Raw genomic sequence first — 16,619 nt, 5'->3', positions numbered from 1 at the left:
CATGGTTCTCGGACGAAGGGCTGGATCGGTGAAGAGAACTTCGAAAGACGACAGGGCGACTTCGAGTGGTAGAGAAGCTGTCTTGTTAGCGCTCCAGAGCGCCGGTATTGCATCGAAAGTATGTGTAATCGGTCTCGAAAAAACGGGTATGGCGGTAGCGGCAACCCTTTTGACATCTGGAGTCTCGGTAGTCGCTGTAGAAGAGGCAAGCGATCCGAAGAAAGCATCCAACGCTGCGCAACTCGAGTCTATTGCAGCCGATTCGGGCGCTCCAGTGTCGTTTGCGGCCCATCTTGGTAGCGCTGCCCTTTTAGACCACTCGGTCCTCGAGGGCGCGGGTCTTGTCGTTCCCAGCCCAGGGGTTCCCAAAAGTTCATTGGTGATGAAGGTGTGCGAAAAAGCATGCGGGTTGGTTTGGTCAGAGGTAGAGCTCGCATACAGAGTCGTCGAGGCACGACGTCGTTTGGGCGATACCCTGTCGCTGGTTGCGGTTACAGGAACGAACGGCAAGACAACGACGGTGCGACTGATCGAGCACCTTCTCCGAAGTTGCGGGCTAACCGCCTTCGGATGCGGAAACATCGGCGTTCCTTTTATAGAAACTGCGCTTTCTGCACCTTCCGATTCCTGGCTTGTAGTTGAGGTGTCCAGTTTCCAGCTGGCTTTGTGCGATGAGTTTCGCCCCGACGTTTCCGTGTTTTTGAACTTTGCGCCGGACCATTTGGATTGGCACCCCGATGTAGATGACTACGCCGAAGCAAAAGCGAAGATTTTTGCGAACCAGTCCAAGGGGGATGTCGCGATCTACAACTGCGCGGATTCCTCAGTTATCGACATAGCAGCGTCTCGCATTCCACCGGAAGTACATCGAATCCCCTTCGCTACCGCTTCCACCCAAGAAACTTCCGGTGACGTAGTCTTTGAACAAGACGGCTCGCTGCGATTGCCGGATGGATCGATCCTGGCAATGCCACGGTTCCAGGACCGCAGGCACGCTAGGGGCGCGGCCGCTAGCAATATCCCTGCCGAGGATGCGGCAGCTGCCGTGGCAACAGCTTTGGCCGTAGGGATAGATCCCACACAGGCATTATCTGCGATCGAATCGTTCGCACCGCTCCCACATCGAATGGAAGTGGTGGAGGAAGTGTGCGGTCGAACATTTGTGAATGATTCGAAAGCGACGAATCCGCACGCAGTGCTTGCGGCGGTGTCCGCTTATGACCGGGTCGTGCTTATAGCGGGCGGTCGCAACAAGGGAATCGACCTCTCAGCTTTTTCGTCGGCTATAGCAGGCAGCAAGCGAGTGAAGAGTGTCGTGTGTATCGGAGAGTCCGGTCCCGACCTCTTCTATTTGCTCTCAGCTCAAGGAGTCTCGGTATCACTCGCCCCTTCTATGGAAAATGCAGTAGAAGCAGCGTTCGAGTCGAGCGCTCCGGGCGACACAGTTCTTTTAAGTCCCGGGTGCGCGTCGTTCGACTGGTATCGAAACTATGAGGAGAGGGGCGAGCATTTCAAAGCCGTCGTTCGAGAATTGGCGTCGCGGAGCGTTTCCAGCGAGAGATCCATGGGTGGATGAAATGAAATCATGGGTCTTGCGAAAACAGCCCCGCAGGCTGCCCGCAACCCCTTCGACGGAAAGAACACGGGGTTCCAATGCGGGCGGGCTCGCTGTGACTGTGGCAGCGCTCGTAGTCTTCGGCCTAGTGATGGTTATGTCTTCTAGTGCTGTTGCCTCGATGGAAAAAGGACAGGGAGCGTTCGGTATTTTCACGAGGCAGCTGCTTTTTGCGATATTTGGCTCATTGCTTATGTGGCGACTCTCCGGTATTGACTACCACAGCCTCAGAAAGCTGGCATTCCCTTTTCTTGCGGTAGTCTCGCTTTTGCTAGTGCTGGTTTTGGTGCCCGGTATAGGAGTAGAGGCAGGGGGGGCATCGCGTTGGATCGGGTGGGGTAGCATCGGAGTGCAGCCTTCTGAGTTTGCGAAGTTAGCTTTTGTGCTCTACGCGGCCTCCGTCCTCACGCAGAGAGAGAGGGTACCGACCTCGACGAAAGATTTTTTGTTCCCGACGGCTCCCGTTATGGCGGTGCTTACTGGGTTGATTATGGCTCAGCCTGATCTAGGAACCACAGTAGCTCTGGGAATTGTCTTCTTCGTTGTGTTGTGGGCCGCAGGCATTCCTCTCAGAAGTCTCAGCTGGCTAGCAGGCACAGCGTGTGGCGCGTTCGTAGCGCTAGCCCTGTCGGCAGATTATCGGAAGGCTCGCCTGTTTTCTTTTGTAGACCCGTGGTCCAGCGCGGACTCAGCCGGTTATCACGCTATCCAGTCAATGCTCGCAATTGGATCGGGAGGATGGACTGGAGTAGGGCTCGGAGCAGGGCGTCAGAAGTGGTTGTTCCTACCCAATGCTCACACCGACTTTGTCTTCGCTGTGATCGGGGAAGAGTTGGGATTCGTTGGATGTGTTGCGGTGATACTACTGTTTTGCGCGTTTGCATTGTTTGGCGTGAGAACTGCGTTGAGAGCTCCGGATCGATTCGGCAGAGTACTCGCAGCCTCGATTACGGGGTGGATCTCGATTCAAGCCTTCGTCAACATCGGCGTGACCAGTGGGCGTCTTCCAGTAACCGGAGTTCCACTGCCGTTCATCTCTACAGGAGGTTCAGCACTTCTGACCGTGTTGTCGGCTTGTGGGATCTTGTTGGCGATCGCCCGTCAAGGAGATCGGGCGGCGTCTGGGGAAATAGGGGGGTGCGCAGTAAAAGCGGGATCGACCGGAAGCAACGCCCAAAGCAGGAGTTCTACAGAAAGGCCGTGACCGAGTCCTTTTCTGTCTCAATCGCATTTGCCGGCAGTGGAACAGCCGGTCACCTTTATCCAGGCGTGAGGATCGCCGAGGATTTGGTTGCTGCTGGATTGCTCGATCCTGCAGGGGTCGTATTCTTTGGGGGTGAGAGAGGGTCGGGACGAGAAGCGGTCGAGGCGGCCGGCTTCCAATATCGCTCCCTGAAGGGTGCAGCACCTGTGCGGGGACGCTCCCCAAAAGGCACGATCGGAGGGCTGGTCGGGGCTTCCCGCTCTTTTGTCGAAGCTTTGGTTTCGCTCCGCGATCTGGGTCCAAGAGCAGTGGTGGGGATAGGGGGTTATGCCAGCTTTCCGCTGCTTTTAGCGGGAGCCTTTAGTGGAATTCCTGTGACTGTGTTGCAAGTAGACGCTGTATTCGGATTGGCCAATGGCTTGGGTGTCAACCTGACTCGATTGGTCCCGACAGCGTTTCCGGCCTCCCGCCGAACTTTCGAAATGTCGCGTCTGGGACGGGCGGCTTTGCGGCGCGGGGTCACACCTGTTTTGGTGAAGCCATGTGTCAGACCAGAGATCGAAAAGTTAGCGGAGAGCCGAAATCCGCCACTGACTCGTAAACACATCGGATTGGCGCCAGCTACACCTCTGGTTGGTTTCGTGGGGGGGAGCTTGGGAGCTGGCCCCACCAATGAAGCTGCCTGGGAGGCCTTTTGTCGATGGGGGGCCGTGTCTTCGCCTTTAACTGCTGGAGTGATTCAAGTTACGGGCCAGCGATACTTCGACGAGTGCGTTCAGCGGATTATGGAGGCTTCGCGGTATCGCAGCGGGCAGGGTTGCGATCACGGCCGCGCTGGTGGCAAGGGCTCTGTATCTGAGAATCCCGAAGCGGCAAAAGAACTCGCTCGAAATTTAGCCGAAGCATTAGGCATATCACCTGGCACTGTGTTCGTAGCACGGCTGCAACCTTGTTTTATCGTCGTGCCCTACGTGTCACGGATGGACCGCCTGTACGGAGCATGCGATCTTGTTGTGGCAAGAGCGGGCGCGGTTACCGTTGGAGAGCTTGCCGCTTCCGGAACGCCCGGTGTTCTTTTACCTTCCTCGTTTGTGCCGGCCGATCACCAGCGGTCGAATGCAGAAGCTCTCGCTCGCCTCGGGGGTGCTGTCATTGTTCACGATTCCCAGTGCCGTCTGGTTCCGTCCGTGGTAGAACGGTTGCTTGATTCTCCCCAGAAACTCTCCAAGATGCGCAAAGCAGGTCTCCAAGCTGCTGCCGTACCCCGAGCTGCATTCGAGGTTGTCGCCGAGGTGGCAGGCCTGACATCTGCTCGCCCTGTCTCCGTTCTTAGTACATGAGTTGGATGGTGGAGAAATTGCGCAAAGCTGAAGTACCCGAAACCTCTGACTCTACTCCTAGAGTTGAGGGCACGATCTCGGATCCCGGTATCCAAGAGAAGCGTTTTCCTCAACCGGGATCGGTTATACACCTGATCGGAGTGGGCGGAGCGGGGATGAGCGCGATCGCCCGTATCCTTGCTTCTCTAGGCTATCGGGTTACGGGATCGGATCTAAGGGAGAGCACTGTCATAACTCGTCTGCGCAGCATCGGGGTGACGTGCGCGATAGGGCACGACCCCTCCAACATAGCGTCTCCAGACGCTGTCATTTACTCGGCTGCGGTCCGTCCATCCAACCCCGAACTGCAAGAGGCATACAGAAAAGGGATTCCGACATTCAAGAGGACGGATGCCGTCGCGCACATTTCAGAAATGAAAAGGACCATCTCCGTCGGAGGAACACACGGTAAGACTTCTACATCCTCGATGCTAGCTCTTGTCCTATCGGAGGCTGGACTGGACCCATCTTTCATGGTGGGAGCAGAACTGAACGAAGCAGGAACGAATGCACGTTGGGGCAGCGGCGAGTGGCAAGTCTTAGAGGCAGACGAGTCTGACGGAACTTTTCTGAAGTTGAAAACAGAGATCGCTGTCGTTACAAACGTCGACAGAGACCACTTAGAGAACTGGGCGGGATCCTTCGACCGGCTCAAGGAGGCCTTCGCCGAGTTTATGACGAAGGCGAGGTCGGTTGTGGTGCTAAACCGCTCTGATCCTGTAGCTGTGGAGGTGTGCCAGAGCATAAAGGCGTTGGAGTCTGCTGAGGAAGCTCTGGGGCTCAAGGATGCGCAGATTGTCGACTCGAACGGCGGCACCTTCGTGCCCCGCTTTGTCTTTTTCGGCGAAGGAGAGGGTCCTGGGATTAGCGTCCGAACTCTCGAAGTGTCCGAGGAAGGAACTCTGGCGGAGTTTTGCATTTCTAAATCGCAAAAACCGGATAAGCTGCGTCTTCCGCTGATTGGGCGACACTTCGCTGTCAACGCAGCCGCGGTCGTAGCCGTAGCAACGGAACTTGGGATCGAGTTCAAGATCGTGAGGCGGGCACTAGAGGCATTTGAAGGGGTCGAGCGGCGAATGGTGTGGAGGGGTGAAGCCTCGGGCGTGGCTTTTTACGACGACTATGCACACACCCCGGCAGAAGTGAGAGCCACGCTAGAGGCCGCTAGAGAACTGGCGTTAGCCCGAAGAGGACGCGTTGTAGCGGTATTTCAGCCCCACTTGTATACGCGTACTGCTCGCTACTGTAGTGACTTTGCGAGCGCGCTCTCAGCGGCCGATCTTGCCTTCGTCACCGAGGTATACGGATCGCGGGAGGATCCAATTCCAGGCGTAACCGGTCGACTGGTGGCTGACGAAGCAAGAACGATTAGTGCTGTGTTGCGAGTCCAGTATGTCCCCTCCAGGCGTCAGCTCGTCGAAGCTGTGACCCGTGAGGTCCAGATGGGAGACGTGGTGGTAACTATGGGGGCAGGTGACGTCACCGCATCCGTGCCGATCATGCTGGATAGCGTTCGAAAGCATTCGAGGAGTCACTCTGCGAAAGGCAGGGAGTAACACGCGTTGAGGAAGGGCGCAAAAGAGCTTCTGCTGGAACTGGAAGCACGCCGACGCGCCGGCGATTTTACTGGCAAGGTGGCCGGCTCATATCCCCTCTCGCGCCACACCACTTACAAATTAGGAGGTGCTGCGGAGGTTTATGTACAGCCTGAGTCTGAGAGAGACCTGGCAATCCTCCGAGAAGCTTTGCTCCACTTTTCCGGGATGAATGTCACTGTTTTAGGTCGTGGGTCTAACGTCTTGATCGCCGATGCCGGGATTAACGGAGTAGTGATCCGATTAGGGGAGGGCTTCAACTATTTCAATGAGCTTTCCGACAGAAGCGGCGTGAAGGCGGGTGGGGTCGTTGCTCTTCCGATGCTGGCTCGCTGGGCTGGAGAGCGAGGCTATTTGGGGCTTGAGTTTGGCGTCGGTATCCCTGCCAGTGTGGGTGGGGCCGTGAGAATGAATGCGGGAGGACATGGCAGCGAGATCAAAGAAGTCCTCGCCTCGGCGCGGGTGTTCGACCTCGATTCAGGACCCAAAGATATCGAGGTAGCCGATCTCGGTCTTGCCTACAGGACTTCGAAGCTCAGCCCGCTAGAGATTGTGATTGAGGCAACCTTTAGTCTCGGTCGAGGGGATCCCGACGAGATCCGAGAGCGCATGAACGAGATTTCGAGGTGGCGCAGGGACAATCAGCCAGGGGGCATTCCGAGTGCGGGTTCTGTCTTCAAAAATCCACCAGGCAACTCGGCTGGACGTCTCATAGACGAAGCAGGTTGCAAGGGAATGCGAGTTGGCGGAGCTGAGGTGTCCTCTAAGCACGCGAACTTCTTCGTTGCATCAGAGGGTGCTAAATCTTCCGATGTTGTTGCGCTAATGGTAATGGTGCGGCGGCGAGTTTTTGACCGCTTTGGAGTGCTGCTAGAGCCAGAAATCCGACTAGTGGGGGACTTCGGAGACATCGCAGCCGAACTGTGGTCTACTCGTCCGAAATTAGGGTGAGCTAGAACTGTGTCGAAGAGTCCGCCAAAACCTGCAAGGCCTGAAAAGATCAGAAAGGAGCTATCTCGCAAGCGACGATTTCGGCTGACGTATGTGATTTGTTCATCCCTCGCGGTGCTAGCTGTCATTGGTGTAACTTTCAGTCCGTTGGCTCGTATAGCTGACGTGGAAGTCAAGGGGGCCGAGGGGAAAGTGGATCCCGAGCTCGATAGGGTGCACGACTTGGTCGGCTCTTCGATACTGTGGACTGATTCTGGAAAGCTTGCCCAGCGGATTGAAAAGATTGCGTGGGTGGAGCGTGTGGCGGTACGAAAAAACTATTTCCGAAGATCGCTAACGGTCGAGGTTTTTCGGCGGTCCCCAGGTGGCTTTGTGCGGACTCCAAGAGGCATTACGTTGTTCGATGTCAGAGGAGTCCCCTTCGAAATTACCGACCTGCCGCCACCTGGGATTCTGGAGCTCACGGGTGAGATATCGACCGTATCCTTGGGAGAGGCCTCGGTAGATGCCTTCCAAGTTATGTGGTGCGCTGGGGTACTGGGGCGGTGGAGCAAAGAAGCTTTCACTCTAGGCGGCGCAAGGGGAGGGATCCTGTTTTTGGTTACCGCTGTCGGCAGCGAGGTAAGAGTTGGGGACACATCGGATCTAGAGGAAAAGGGCAGGGCGCTACGGGCAATGCAGGAGAGAGCTGTAGCAGAGGGATGGCGCGTTAAAACATACAACGTAGTAGCTCCACGTGCCCCCGCCCTTGAGCGAGCGTGAGCGTTGACTTTTCGATGGGTAGTTTGGATACCAGCTTGATTCATGGGACGTTGGGAGGTGCTTGACACGCGGGTTTGCGGGGTATAAAGTCTCAGCAATTAGGTTAACTTGACATAACTCTAAACATCAAGCTGAAGTTGAGGGTTCTACCAGGGGCGGTGAAAGTAATCTGACAACGTAGAACGAATGCACTAGGAGCACCCGGGGTCTGACGCGCGCAGGCCTGGGGGTCGTAGGACAAGCGAGGACTAGGATATGGCATCGGGTTCGACTCTGCAGAACTATCTCGCCGTAATCAAAGTCGTGGGCATTGGCGGTGGCGGCGTCAATGCAGTGAACCGGATGATCGATGCCGGGCTTAGGGGGGTCGAGTTCATAGCAATCAACACCGACGCCCAGGCTCTCTTGATGTCAGATGCCGACATAAAACTGGATATTGGCCGAGACCTTACTCGGGGTCTGGGAGCCGGATCCGATCCGGAGGTCGGACGCGAGGCTGCGGAGGCTCACAGGGACGAGATCGAGGAAATCCTTCGGGGTTCCGACATGGTCTTTATCACTGCCGGCAAAGGAGGAGGCACTGGAACTGGCGGAGCACCGGTGGTAGCCGAGATCGCCAAGTCTTTAGGGGCGCTCACGATTGGAGTGGTCACCAGACCCTTTGCTTTTGAGGGAAGGCGGAGGTCGGTTCAAGCTGAGCAGGGCATAGCACGACTCAAAGAAAAAGTCGATACGCTCATAGTTATACCGAACGACCGCCTGCTCAAGGTGGCGGACGAGAAGACGTCGATGCTTTCTGCTTTTCGGATGGCAGACGAGATTCTCCTCCAAGGAGTTCAGGGAATTACTGACCTCATCACTACGCCCGGCCTCATAAATCTGGACTTCGCCGACGTTAAGATGATCATGTCGAACGCCGGATCAGCGCTTATGGGCATTGGGCAGGCTGGCGGAGAGGGAAGAGCTCAGACAGCGGCGAGGGCTGCGATTTCCAGTCCTCTGCTAGAGTCTTCGATAGAGGGGGCAAGAGGGATTCTGTTGAACATATCGGGCCCATCGGATCTCGGTTTGTTCGAAGTCAACGAGGCAGCCGACATTGTCTCGGCGACAGCCCACCCAGATGCCAACATCATCTTTGGCGCCGTGATAGACGACGCGCTGGGCGAGGAGGTCCGGGTAACCGTAATCGCGGCTGGATTCGAGGCTCAAGCTTCCTCGAAAGACAAAGCAGAACTTGCCGCCGAGGATCGTCCTAGGGACAGGGGTAAACCCAAGGCCAAATCTGAGACCAAGGGCGCACTTTCCGAGCTATTCGACGACGTATCAGGCGACGACTTGGACATCCCCTCTTTTCTTCGCTGAAAACATTTCCTTGAAGCGATTTTTCGACAGCGCGCCTTGGTTATTTGCAGTGCTGGCAGGTGCTACAGTACAGGACTCATCGTGAAGGAGATGAGGGGCTGGGATTCCCCTTCAAAAAACAGATGGAACCTTATCGCCGGGTCCGGATCTCTACGGCTTCGGACAGGGCCTAGAGTGTCTTAGGATGGCCGTACTGCACGAGTTTTCTATAGGGCGAGCACGGGTCGTATATACGGATCGGCGAGACGGGTCGGGCAGAAGCGTGTTCTGTGGGGCAAATCTCTCATTTAGGGTAGGAGATGTGCCCGAAGCCGTTTTGGAAAACCGGTACCTGATCGCGCAAAAGCTAGGTGTGGGGCACCAATGGTTTGAGGTAGTCCAAGTCCATGGAAACGCCGTCGCCGATGCGCCAAAAGATTGGCAGCGGTTCAAGTGTTCTACGGCTCCCGCCCCTGAAAAGCCAGGCAAGCTTGGAAATCTCGCAGGACTCAAAGCCGATGCGATAGTTACCACTGCTGCTTTGACACCGGTAGCTATATTCGTCGCCGATTGTGTTCCGCTTGCGATGGGAAGCTGCGATCCTCCGGGAATTGCCGTGGTCCACGCAGGGTGGCGAGGACTTGTGAGCGGAGTTGTGGAGGCAGCTGCAGCTCAACTACAAGAGAAAACCGGAGGGATCGATTGGGCGATAGCCGGTCCAAGTATCGGGCCGTGTTGTTACCGTGTGGAAAAAGATAGGCTCGACCTATTCGAAGAGCGGTTTGGCCGCAACTGCGTAGATCGCAACCGGTCCAGCTTGGATATGCACGCCGCCGTGGTCCGCGCGCTTGAATCTCGGAATCGTCGCCCTCTAGGCGTCATCTCGTTGGGGCCGTGCACGGCCTGTTCAGATCAGCTTTACTCTTACCGAAGAGATGGCCCCCGAACGGGTCGCCAGGCTCTTATCGCCTGGATCGTCGAGGAGAAACAGAACGACGAGAAGTAAAGATACTCGGACATGGGTCGTACGTTTTTCTCGCCCAACACAGTAGAGCGAGTGACAGGAGGACTTGCTGCTGTCCAGGCTCGCATCGCGGACGCTGCTTTTCGCGCTGGAAGGAAACCGGACGAGATAAGACTAGTCGTAGTAACAAAAGGGAGAAGGCTGGAAGAAATCAAGGCCGTCTTGGCGCAGGGGGTTGTTGACATCGGAGAGAATAGAGTCCTCGAAGCTCACGCAAAGTGGAAAGCGCTGTCTAGCGGTGTAGGAAACGCTTTGTCATCGACAAACCGATATTCAGAAGATGCGAGCCTCGACGAAAACATACCGATCTTTCACATGGTAGGACACCTTCAACGAAACAAAGTTTCAAAGGCTTTGGAGTTCGTGAGATACATCCACAGCCTGGACTCTCTGGCTTTGGCAGAGGACATCGCCAAAAGAACGACCTCCGTTCAGAGGGAGGGTAGTACTTTTCCATTCAGCGTCGAAGGATCTAGTTGCTCTGTGGGAATACTCGTCGAGGTAAATGTCACCGGTGAGCCACAAAAGCATGGCATCGCACCAGAAACCACCCGACCATTCGTTGAGAAAGTGTTAGAGCTCGGCATACGACCCCTAGGACTGATGTGCATGTCCAAACAGGGTGCTACTCCCGACGAACACGCCAAGTACTTCGGAAAGCTGGCACGAATCAGGGACGACCTAATCGAGACTGTAGACCCGTGCATATCCGAACTATCCATGGGGATGAGCGACGATTTCGAAGTGGCAATATCTGCAGGCGCCACCATGGTTAGGATCGGAAGGGCTATATTCGAGCCTGATACTAGCTAAGCGCTGGAACTCGGGCCATTGTCTCAGCCCTTGCAAGGAGGGAGAATGTCCTCGTTTTGGAAGAAAACTTTGATCTGGTTGGGTCTCGAAGACGAGGGGCCCGAGGAGGGCATTTCTTATGGCGAGCCCCCCGGATCGGCAGGTGACGCTCGCACTTTAGGCGGGGGTTATGACACCGCTGGTCAGGTTAGTGGCTATGGTGGCAAGGAGGACGTTCGCTACGGAGAGGCGGGTCACTACACGGAACCCCCCAGAGTAACGGTGCGCACCGAGCCCTCTTCGAGCGAGTATGTTGCGTCCACTTATATACCTTCTGGCGTGGAAACCGCCGGGTTCGATCCGGGTAGCGGAGTGCGAATGCTTCCCCCCACTGACACCCGAGTACAAGTGATAGAACCCGAGGGTTTCGCCGACGCACAAGAGATAGGGGAACGGTTTCGTCAGTCCCAGCCTGTCATAGTCGATCTAAGCGAAGTTGAGCGAGACACAGCCCGCAGGATAGTGGACTTCGCTAGCGGCCTGACTTTTGCTCTTCGAGGAAGGATGCGAAAGATAGGTGATCACGCTTTTTTGTTGCTCCCCGCTCATGCATCGATTCCCGAAGATGAAAAAGACCGCCTACGCGCAAGCGGGTACGACGTTTAGAGTCGGAAAATAGAGAGGCAGCTAGTGACGGTGAGAATTCTCTGCTCTTTTAGCCGGATCTACAGCTTTATCTTCATCGCGTGGATCTTTTTTTCATGGTTCAGAATAGGTCCGGATTCTCGACTTTATTCTGTACAGAAGTTTTGCGAGGCTTCTACGAGTTGGATAATGCGCCCCCTTCAAAGGGTGTTCAAGCCCGTTAGAATCGGCGAGGCGGCTTTTGACTTTACTGTGCTGATTCCGCTTTTAGTGCTCACCGTTGTCGTCCCTGCGATATTGGGTTGTTCGCGTCTTTTCTAACGATTTCCAGTTCTGTCTGTAGGTCACACTACTAAAGCTGAGGAAACAACTTCTACCGACTGACAAGACGCCAGTGCGTTCGGATTTCGGATTGTCTATCACTAATAAGTTGTCGGTATGTCGTATTCTTTCTAGGGCGGCTTCTTGTCGAATCTCTCCGGGCGGAGTACTGAGGGGTAATTGGCCCGTGCTTAATTGAAAAGTGAAGAGACGGATAGCGAGTAGACAGAAATGGATGTGACTGCCTCTGACGTCGAACAGGTGCGCTTTCCACAGGGTCGCAAGGGGTACGAACCGGACGTTGTCGACCAATTCCTCGATCGGGTGGCGGCGACATTGAGGAACATGGATGCCCGCCTTCGTCAGCTTGCCGCACGCAACGAGTCGTTGGAGGAGCAACTAGCAGAGCAGCGCGAGTCGGAGGCGATAATTCGGCGCACCCTCCAAGTCGCACAGCGGACCGCAGACGAAACCGTGGCTGAAGCCCAGGCCAAGGCCAGAGATTTGGTAGCGAGTGCCGAGGCGCAGGCGCAAGAAACTGAGAGGCGCGCAGCTGAACGCGTTAGAGAGATGGAGCTGCACCTACAAAAACAGCGCCAGCTCATTGAGGCTGATATTGAAGCGCTGCGTCAGTACTACCAAGATTTCACGGACAAGATTGCCCAAGTAATAAACGACTTTCTCGCAGTATTGCAGCGGGCAGAAGCGATATCTTCAGAGCGACCCCAGGCACAAGCACCCACTCCGTCCGCTCAATCCCTCAGAGCGACCCAGGCAGCGCCCGTACCGCTTGCGCCCCCCGTGGTGGCTCAAGCACCGCACTCTCCCGGCCAGCCTGGCTCCGAATCACGCGGCGCAGAAGAGTCGCGACCACAACAGCCTTCCGAACCTATGGTTCCGCCTGCTGTCCCTCGTCCCAATTTTCCGTCTGGGGGGGTAGAGCGAGAGTCTAGCCGACAAGAACCTCCGCCTCCGCCTCAACCCCGAGTGGCTCCTCCAAGAGAGGGTGGCCATCCCACCTCGGCTACCCGAGTCATAGATGACTTCGGAGTCCGTGATGCAGAGCCACCTAGGCCGGCCACGGCGCCGGATATTCCCGGTCAATAAAGGAATTAGAGGGTTCTTCGACTGGCGTTGATCGCTCCAAGGTCGAGCGCCTGAGTTTGCGAATCCTCCTTACCGGTCCGAGGTGTCTACGAGCCCGTGGCGCGCCTCAACCCAGCAATGACGCTGGAGCCGTCGAGCTCTATTTCTTTTTTGATCGCTACGTCGCCCTCGGGTGGGGTTTCTTCGATCAGGGACACGGCAAGAAGCTCGCTGGCGATCTCGGCAGCGTTACCTTTTATGACTGCTGCCAATCGCTCGTCATGAGGTGCCACAAGCCAGAGATCGATTCTGTCTGATACCTCTAGGCGCGCTTGCTTGCGCAGGTCTTGAAGCTTGTGTGTCAGCTCTCGCAAAAGCCCTCTCGCTCTCAGCTCGTCGTCGACGCGTGTGTCAAGGGCAACGCCAAAGTCGCCTTCCATGGCGACAGCGAATTCTTTGGGAGAAACCCTTTCAACTATTAGGTCCTCGGAGTCTAGTTCTACAACCGTGCCACCCACATTGACACTAACAGTCTGTCCACGTTCCAAGTGAGCCGCGGCCTCTCGTGCATCTATCGATGCAAGGGCCTCAGGCAGCGCCTTGGCCGCTTTCCCCAGCTTGGGGCCGACGCTCTTGTAGTTGGGCTTGAGGCGGATATCCACCATTGCTCGCATCGATGCCGGATCCGCCCACTCGATGGAGTCGACGTTGAGTTCTTCTTTTAGGGAGTCAAGCAACTCCGAAAAAACCGCGTGAGTCTTTTGTAACGACCGTTCCGACGGAGAGTCCGCATTGGTCCAAGGAACAGAGAGCAGCGCTCGGCGAAGAGGTTGGCGGATCTTTATGCGGGCTTGCGTACGGGCCGCACGTCCGAGGGTCACGAGGCGCCGGACAGTCGCGACAGCCTTTTCCAGGTCGTTGTCAACTGCCTCAACGCAAGGCTCAGGCCAGTTGTCTAGGTGGACGCTTCTGGGTTTGCCTTCAACGGACAAAGACAGATTTAGATAGATTTCTTCGGAGACGAAAGGACAGATTGGAGCTAGCAATCGGGCCACAGTGACTAAGACTTCCAAGAGAGTGTGGTACGCCGCCTCCTTGTCCTTTTCGGATACGGCAGACCTAGCTGACCAAAATCTTCGTCGACTCCGACGAACGTACCAGTTGGAAACGTCTTTGACGAAAGCCTCGAGTTTGCGCGAGGCGGTGAGCGCATCGTAGGACTCCAATGCCTCAGTAACGTCGGTGACAGTTTGAGAGAGGCGGGACAGTATCCAGCGGTCTAAAAGTGGGCGCTCTGACAGTGGCGGGGGATCGCCGCTCCCATCGAAGCGATCCGCTCTTGCGTAGGTGACGAAAAACGAGTACGTGTTCCATAGGGTAAGTAAGAACTGGCTGGTGGACTTCTCGATGGCTTCCATGGATACTCTGCTCGAGACCCATGGAGAACCGGAGGAGACGAAGTACCACCGAAGTGCATCGGCCCCTTGTTTGTCGAGGATTGTCCACGGATCGATGACGTTGCCCAGCCGCTTTGACATCTTGCGGCCCTCGGCGTCTACGATGTGACCGAGGCACAGGACGTTCTTGTAGCTAGAACGTCCAAATACCAAAGTAGAGATGGCGAGAAGCGAGTAAAACCAACCCCGAGTCTGGTCGATTCCCTCGGCTATGAAATCAGCTGGAAAGTTCTTCTCGAAGCGCTCGCTGGAGTCAGGTGTGTACGGATAGGCAAACTGCGCTGCCGGCATTGCCCCCGAGTCGAACCACGCGTCAAGGACCGCCTGCTCTCGCTGGGCAAGGGATCGATCGTTCGGCGGACATTGGGGGCACTCGATCGTTATCTCGTCCACGTAAGGTCTGTGGAGGTCGAGGTCTCCTAGGTCTCGTCCTGCTAGTTCAGCCAGTTTCGCCTTGGAGTCCACGAATGTCGCATGCCCCTTGTCGCACGTCCAGATTGGCAAAGGCGTACCCCAGTATCGATCCCGGCTCAGGGACCAGTCGACGTTGTTGGCGAGCCAGTCGCCAAAGCGGCCGTCTCTTATGTGCTCGGGATGCCATCCGATCCGGGAATTCTCCTCAAGCATTGCCGAGCGGTACTGAGTTGTGCGGATGTACCAGGTCGCTGTCGACCAGTAAATGAGCGGGGTGTTGCACCGCCAGCAGTGCGGATAACTGTGGCGATAGGTTTCAGATCGGAACAATCTACCGCTGCGATCAAGTTTTTCAATAAGAGCTGTATTAGCGCTTCGTACCGGTATCCCTTCCAGTTCTTTTACACGCGCGTCGAATTTCCCTTCAGCATCGACGGGGTTAGGTGCTCCGAGGCCGTACCGCTTTCCCACCTCCCGGTCGATTTCTCCAAATGCTGGTGCTAGGTGTACTAGCCCGGTGCCTTCTTCCATGGTTACGAAGTCATCGTGAACGACCGTGTAAGCAGCCTCTGATGTTTCAGGTTCGAGGTAATCGAATGGACGTTCATACCTGCCCGCCAGTTCCGATCCGGCGAAGCTAGCCAGCACCCTGCAGTTATCGATTGCATCTTTGAATACTGCTGCTAGACGTGCTTCGGCTAGGATTAGCCGTTCGCCCAAGTACTCCACTTCTACATACCGCTCTGTGGGATGAGCCGCCACGGCGACGTTGGAGACTAGTGTCCATGGAGTGGTTGTCCACACGAGCAGCGATGCAGAGCCTGCTCCCATGCCTTCGATCATCGGGAATCGAACGTACACCGAGGGGTCCTCGATCTCTTGGTACCCTTGGGCCACCTCGTGAGAGCTGAGCGCTGTACCGCACCTGGGGCAGTAGGGGACGACTTTAGTGTCTTTGTAGAGTAGGCCCTTGTCCCAGACACGTCCGAGCTGCCACCAAACCGATTCTATGTAGTCGTTGTGCATTGTCCAGTAAGCGCTTTCGACATCGAGCCAGAACCCGATTCGCTCGGTAAGCGCTTCCCAATCGACGACGTAACGCTGAACCGACTCTCGACATTTTGCGTTGAAGCGGTCTATCCCGAACGTCTCGATCTCAGCTTTACGCTCGATGCCGAGTTCTTTTTCTATTTCCAGCTCTACGGGGAGGCCATGACAGTCCCAGCCAGCTTTTCTGGGTACGAAAAACCCTCGCATTGTTTTGTATCTGCAATAGATGTCCTTGAACACCCTTGCCCAAACGTGGTGAAGGCCGGGTCGATTGTTGGCTGTAGGAGGGCCTTCGTAAAAAACGAAACGGGGCCTGTCTTCCTTTTCAGCAAGGGCTTCTTCCACAACACCATTGCGCTTCCACGAGTCGAGAATGCGCTCCTCTAACTCTTTGAAATTGACACTGGGACTCACCGGATCGAACAACTGAGCCTCCGCGGACTTCAAATGACAGCGTGGCAACCTAGAGCGGCCGAATCTCCCGCCTACGCCGGCTTTCTAGGCATAATCGGACGGCTACTAGGATAATTACGCATGTGTCAAAAGCGAAGGGGAATCAGCTTGGCTTCATTAGAAGAGCTCTTAGAGGAGACCGAAACTGGTATAGCGTTTTATGTCCATGTACAACCAGCAGCGGGCAAGACCAAAGTGCTCGGCCGTCATGGAGATGCCCTAAAGATAAGCGTTGCCGCGCCTCCGGTTGGAGGACGGGCCAATGATGCACTCGTGCAGTTTCTATCCAAAACTCTGGGGGTGGGACTCTCTAGCGTCAAGATCATATCTGGCCACAGCGCCCGAAAAAAGCGGGTGGCAGTGGAAGGTACGGACCGCTCCATGGCTGCCAAGCTCTTGGAGTCCGTTCTCCACCGCGCCGGTTCTTCGAGAAAGTGAGGCACCTGGCCCTCCTAGTTCCCTACAGTCTGGCCGGACTTGGCCATATTCAATTCGATTGACCCCCTGGGGGGCCTGTGCTATGTTGCTGC

General features: G+C 55.9%; 14 protein-coding genes. 13 read left to right on the top strand and 1 reads right to left on the bottom strand.

Going from position 1 to position 16,619, the window contains the following annotated elements; all coding sequences use genetic code 11:
* Position 1: 1 nt before the first annotated feature.
* The 12 genes from murD (at position 2) to C4318_02555 (ending at position 12,736) form a co-directional block, all read left to right on the top strand.
* Positions 2 to 1,576, top strand: coding sequence for a UDP-N-acetylmuramoyl-L-alanine--D-glutamate ligase (gene murD / locus C4318_02610; GenBank protein MER3454036.1), 1,575 nt, complete (start codon positions 2 to 4; stop codon positions 1,574 to 1,576).
* Positions 1,491 to 2,819 (top strand): putative lipid II flippase FtsW, encoded by a 1,329-nt coding sequence (gene ftsW, locus C4318_02605; protein MER3454035.1) that lies wholly within the window; start codon positions 1,491 to 1,493, stop codon positions 2,817 to 2,819. The genes murD and ftsW overlap by 86 nt, the downstream gene beginning before the upstream one ends.
* Complete coding sequence (locus C4318_02600; protein ID MER3454034.1) at positions 2,690 to 4,159, top strand: hypothetical protein; 1,470 nt, start codon at positions 2,690 to 2,692, stop codon at positions 4,157 to 4,159. Before ftsW ends, C4318_02600 begins: the two co-directional genes overlap by 130 nt.
* Positions 4,156 to 5,754: a UDP-N-acetylmuramate--L-alanine ligase gene (gene murC, locus C4318_02595; GenBank protein MER3454033.1), complete on the top strand. Its 1,599-nt coding sequence runs from the start codon at positions 4,156 to 4,158 to the stop codon at positions 5,752 to 5,754. The genes C4318_02600 and murC overlap by 4 nt, the downstream gene beginning before the upstream one ends.
* A 6-nt stretch (positions 5,755 to 5,760) precedes the next feature.
* A complete protein-coding gene (locus C4318_02590; GenBank protein ID MER3454032.1) occupies positions 5,761 to 6,744 on the top strand; it encodes a hypothetical protein in 984 nt (327 codons plus the stop codon).
* A 9-nt stretch (positions 6,745 to 6,753) separates the two neighbouring features.
* Complete coding sequence (locus C4318_02585) at positions 6,754 to 7,506, top strand: hypothetical protein (GenBank protein MER3454031.1); 753 nt, start codon at positions 6,754 to 6,756, stop codon at positions 7,504 to 7,506.
* A 255-nt stretch (positions 7,507 to 7,761) separates the two neighbouring features.
* Positions 7,762 to 8,868, top strand: a complete 1,107-nt coding sequence (locus C4318_02580; protein ID MER3454030.1) for a cell division protein FtsZ — start codon at positions 7,762 to 7,764, stop codon at positions 8,866 to 8,868.
* A gap of 184 nt (positions 8,869 to 9,052) precedes the next feature.
* Positions 9,053 to 9,853 (top strand): hypothetical protein, encoded by an 801-nt coding sequence (locus C4318_02575; GenBank protein ID MER3454029.1) that lies wholly within the window; start codon positions 9,053 to 9,055, stop codon positions 9,851 to 9,853.
* Positions 9,854 to 9,904: 51 nt separating this feature from the next.
* Entirely contained in the window at positions 9,905 to 10,684 is a 780-nt protein-coding gene (locus C4318_02570; protein MER3454028.1) for a YggS family pyridoxal phosphate enzyme, read from the top strand.
* A 45-nt stretch (positions 10,685 to 10,729) separates the two neighbouring features.
* The gene (locus C4318_02565; GenBank protein ID MER3454027.1) at positions 10,730 to 11,329 is read left to right on the top strand and encodes a hypothetical protein; all 600 of its coding nucleotides are present in this window, start codon (positions 10,730 to 10,732) and stop codon (positions 11,327 to 11,329) included.
* A 9-nt stretch (positions 11,330 to 11,338) separates the two neighbouring features.
* Complete coding sequence (locus C4318_02560) at positions 11,339 to 11,629, top strand: hypothetical protein (protein MER3454026.1); 291 nt, start codon at positions 11,339 to 11,341, stop codon at positions 11,627 to 11,629.
* 231 nt (positions 11,630 to 11,860) lie between these two features.
* Entirely contained in the window at positions 11,861 to 12,736 is an 876-nt protein-coding gene (locus tag C4318_02555; GenBank protein MER3454025.1) for a hypothetical protein, read from the top strand.
* Positions 12,737 to 12,822: 86 nt separating this feature from the next.
* Here the strand turns inward: C4318_02555 and C4318_02550 are convergent, their stop codons facing one another.
* The gene (locus tag C4318_02550) at positions 12,823 to 16,062 is read right to left on the bottom strand and encodes an isoleucine--tRNA ligase (GenBank protein MER3454024.1); all 3,240 of its coding nucleotides are present in this window, start codon (positions 16,060 to 16,062) and stop codon (positions 12,823 to 12,825) included.
* Between the two features lie 108 nt (positions 16,063 to 16,170).
* Between C4318_02550 and C4318_02545 the strand changes: the two genes are divergently transcribed.
* The gene (locus C4318_02545) at positions 16,171 to 16,527 is read left to right on the top strand and encodes a YggU family protein (protein MER3454023.1); all 357 of its coding nucleotides are present in this window, start codon (positions 16,171 to 16,173) and stop codon (positions 16,525 to 16,527) included.
* The last annotated feature ends 92 nt before the right edge of the window (positions 16,528 to 16,619 follow it).

It is taken from the genome of Acidimicrobiia bacterium (assembly GCA_040289475.1).
Classification (GTDB): domain Bacteria; phylum Actinomycetota; class Acidimicrobiia; order ATN3; family PSLF01; genus PSLF01.
This window is presented reverse-complemented; position numbering and strand designations above follow the sequence as displayed.

Bases quoted from the DNA above. Each gene is read 5' to 3' on its own strand.
- murD (MER3454036.1), top strand. From the start codon at position 2: ATGGTTCTCGGACGAAGGGCTGGATCGGTGAAGAGAACTTCGAAAGAC.
- ftsW (MER3454035.1), top strand. From the start codon at position 1,491: ATGAGGAGAGGGGCGAGCATTTCAAAGCCGTCGTTCGAGAATTGGCGT.
- murC (MER3454033.1), top strand. From the start codon at position 4,156: ATGAGTTGGATGGTGGAGAAATTGCGCAAAGCTGAAGTACCCGAAACC.
- C4318_02580 (MER3454030.1), top strand. From the start codon at position 7,762: ATGGCATCGGGTTCGACTCTGCAGAACTATCTCGCCGTAATCAAAGTC.
- C4318_02575 (MER3454029.1), top strand. From the start codon at position 9,053: ATGGCCGTACTGCACGAGTTTTCTATAGGGCGAGCACGGGTCGTATAT.
- C4318_02565 (MER3454027.1), top strand. From the start codon at position 10,730: ATGTCCTCGTTTTGGAAGAAAACTTTGATCTGGTTGGGTCTCGAAGAC.
- C4318_02555 (MER3454025.1), top strand. From the start codon at position 11,861: ATGGATGTGACTGCCTCTGACGTCGAACAGGTGCGCTTTCCACAGGGT.
- C4318_02545 (MER3454023.1), top strand. From the start codon at position 16,171: ATGTGTCAAAAGCGAAGGGGAATCAGCTTGGCTTCATTAGAAGAGCTC.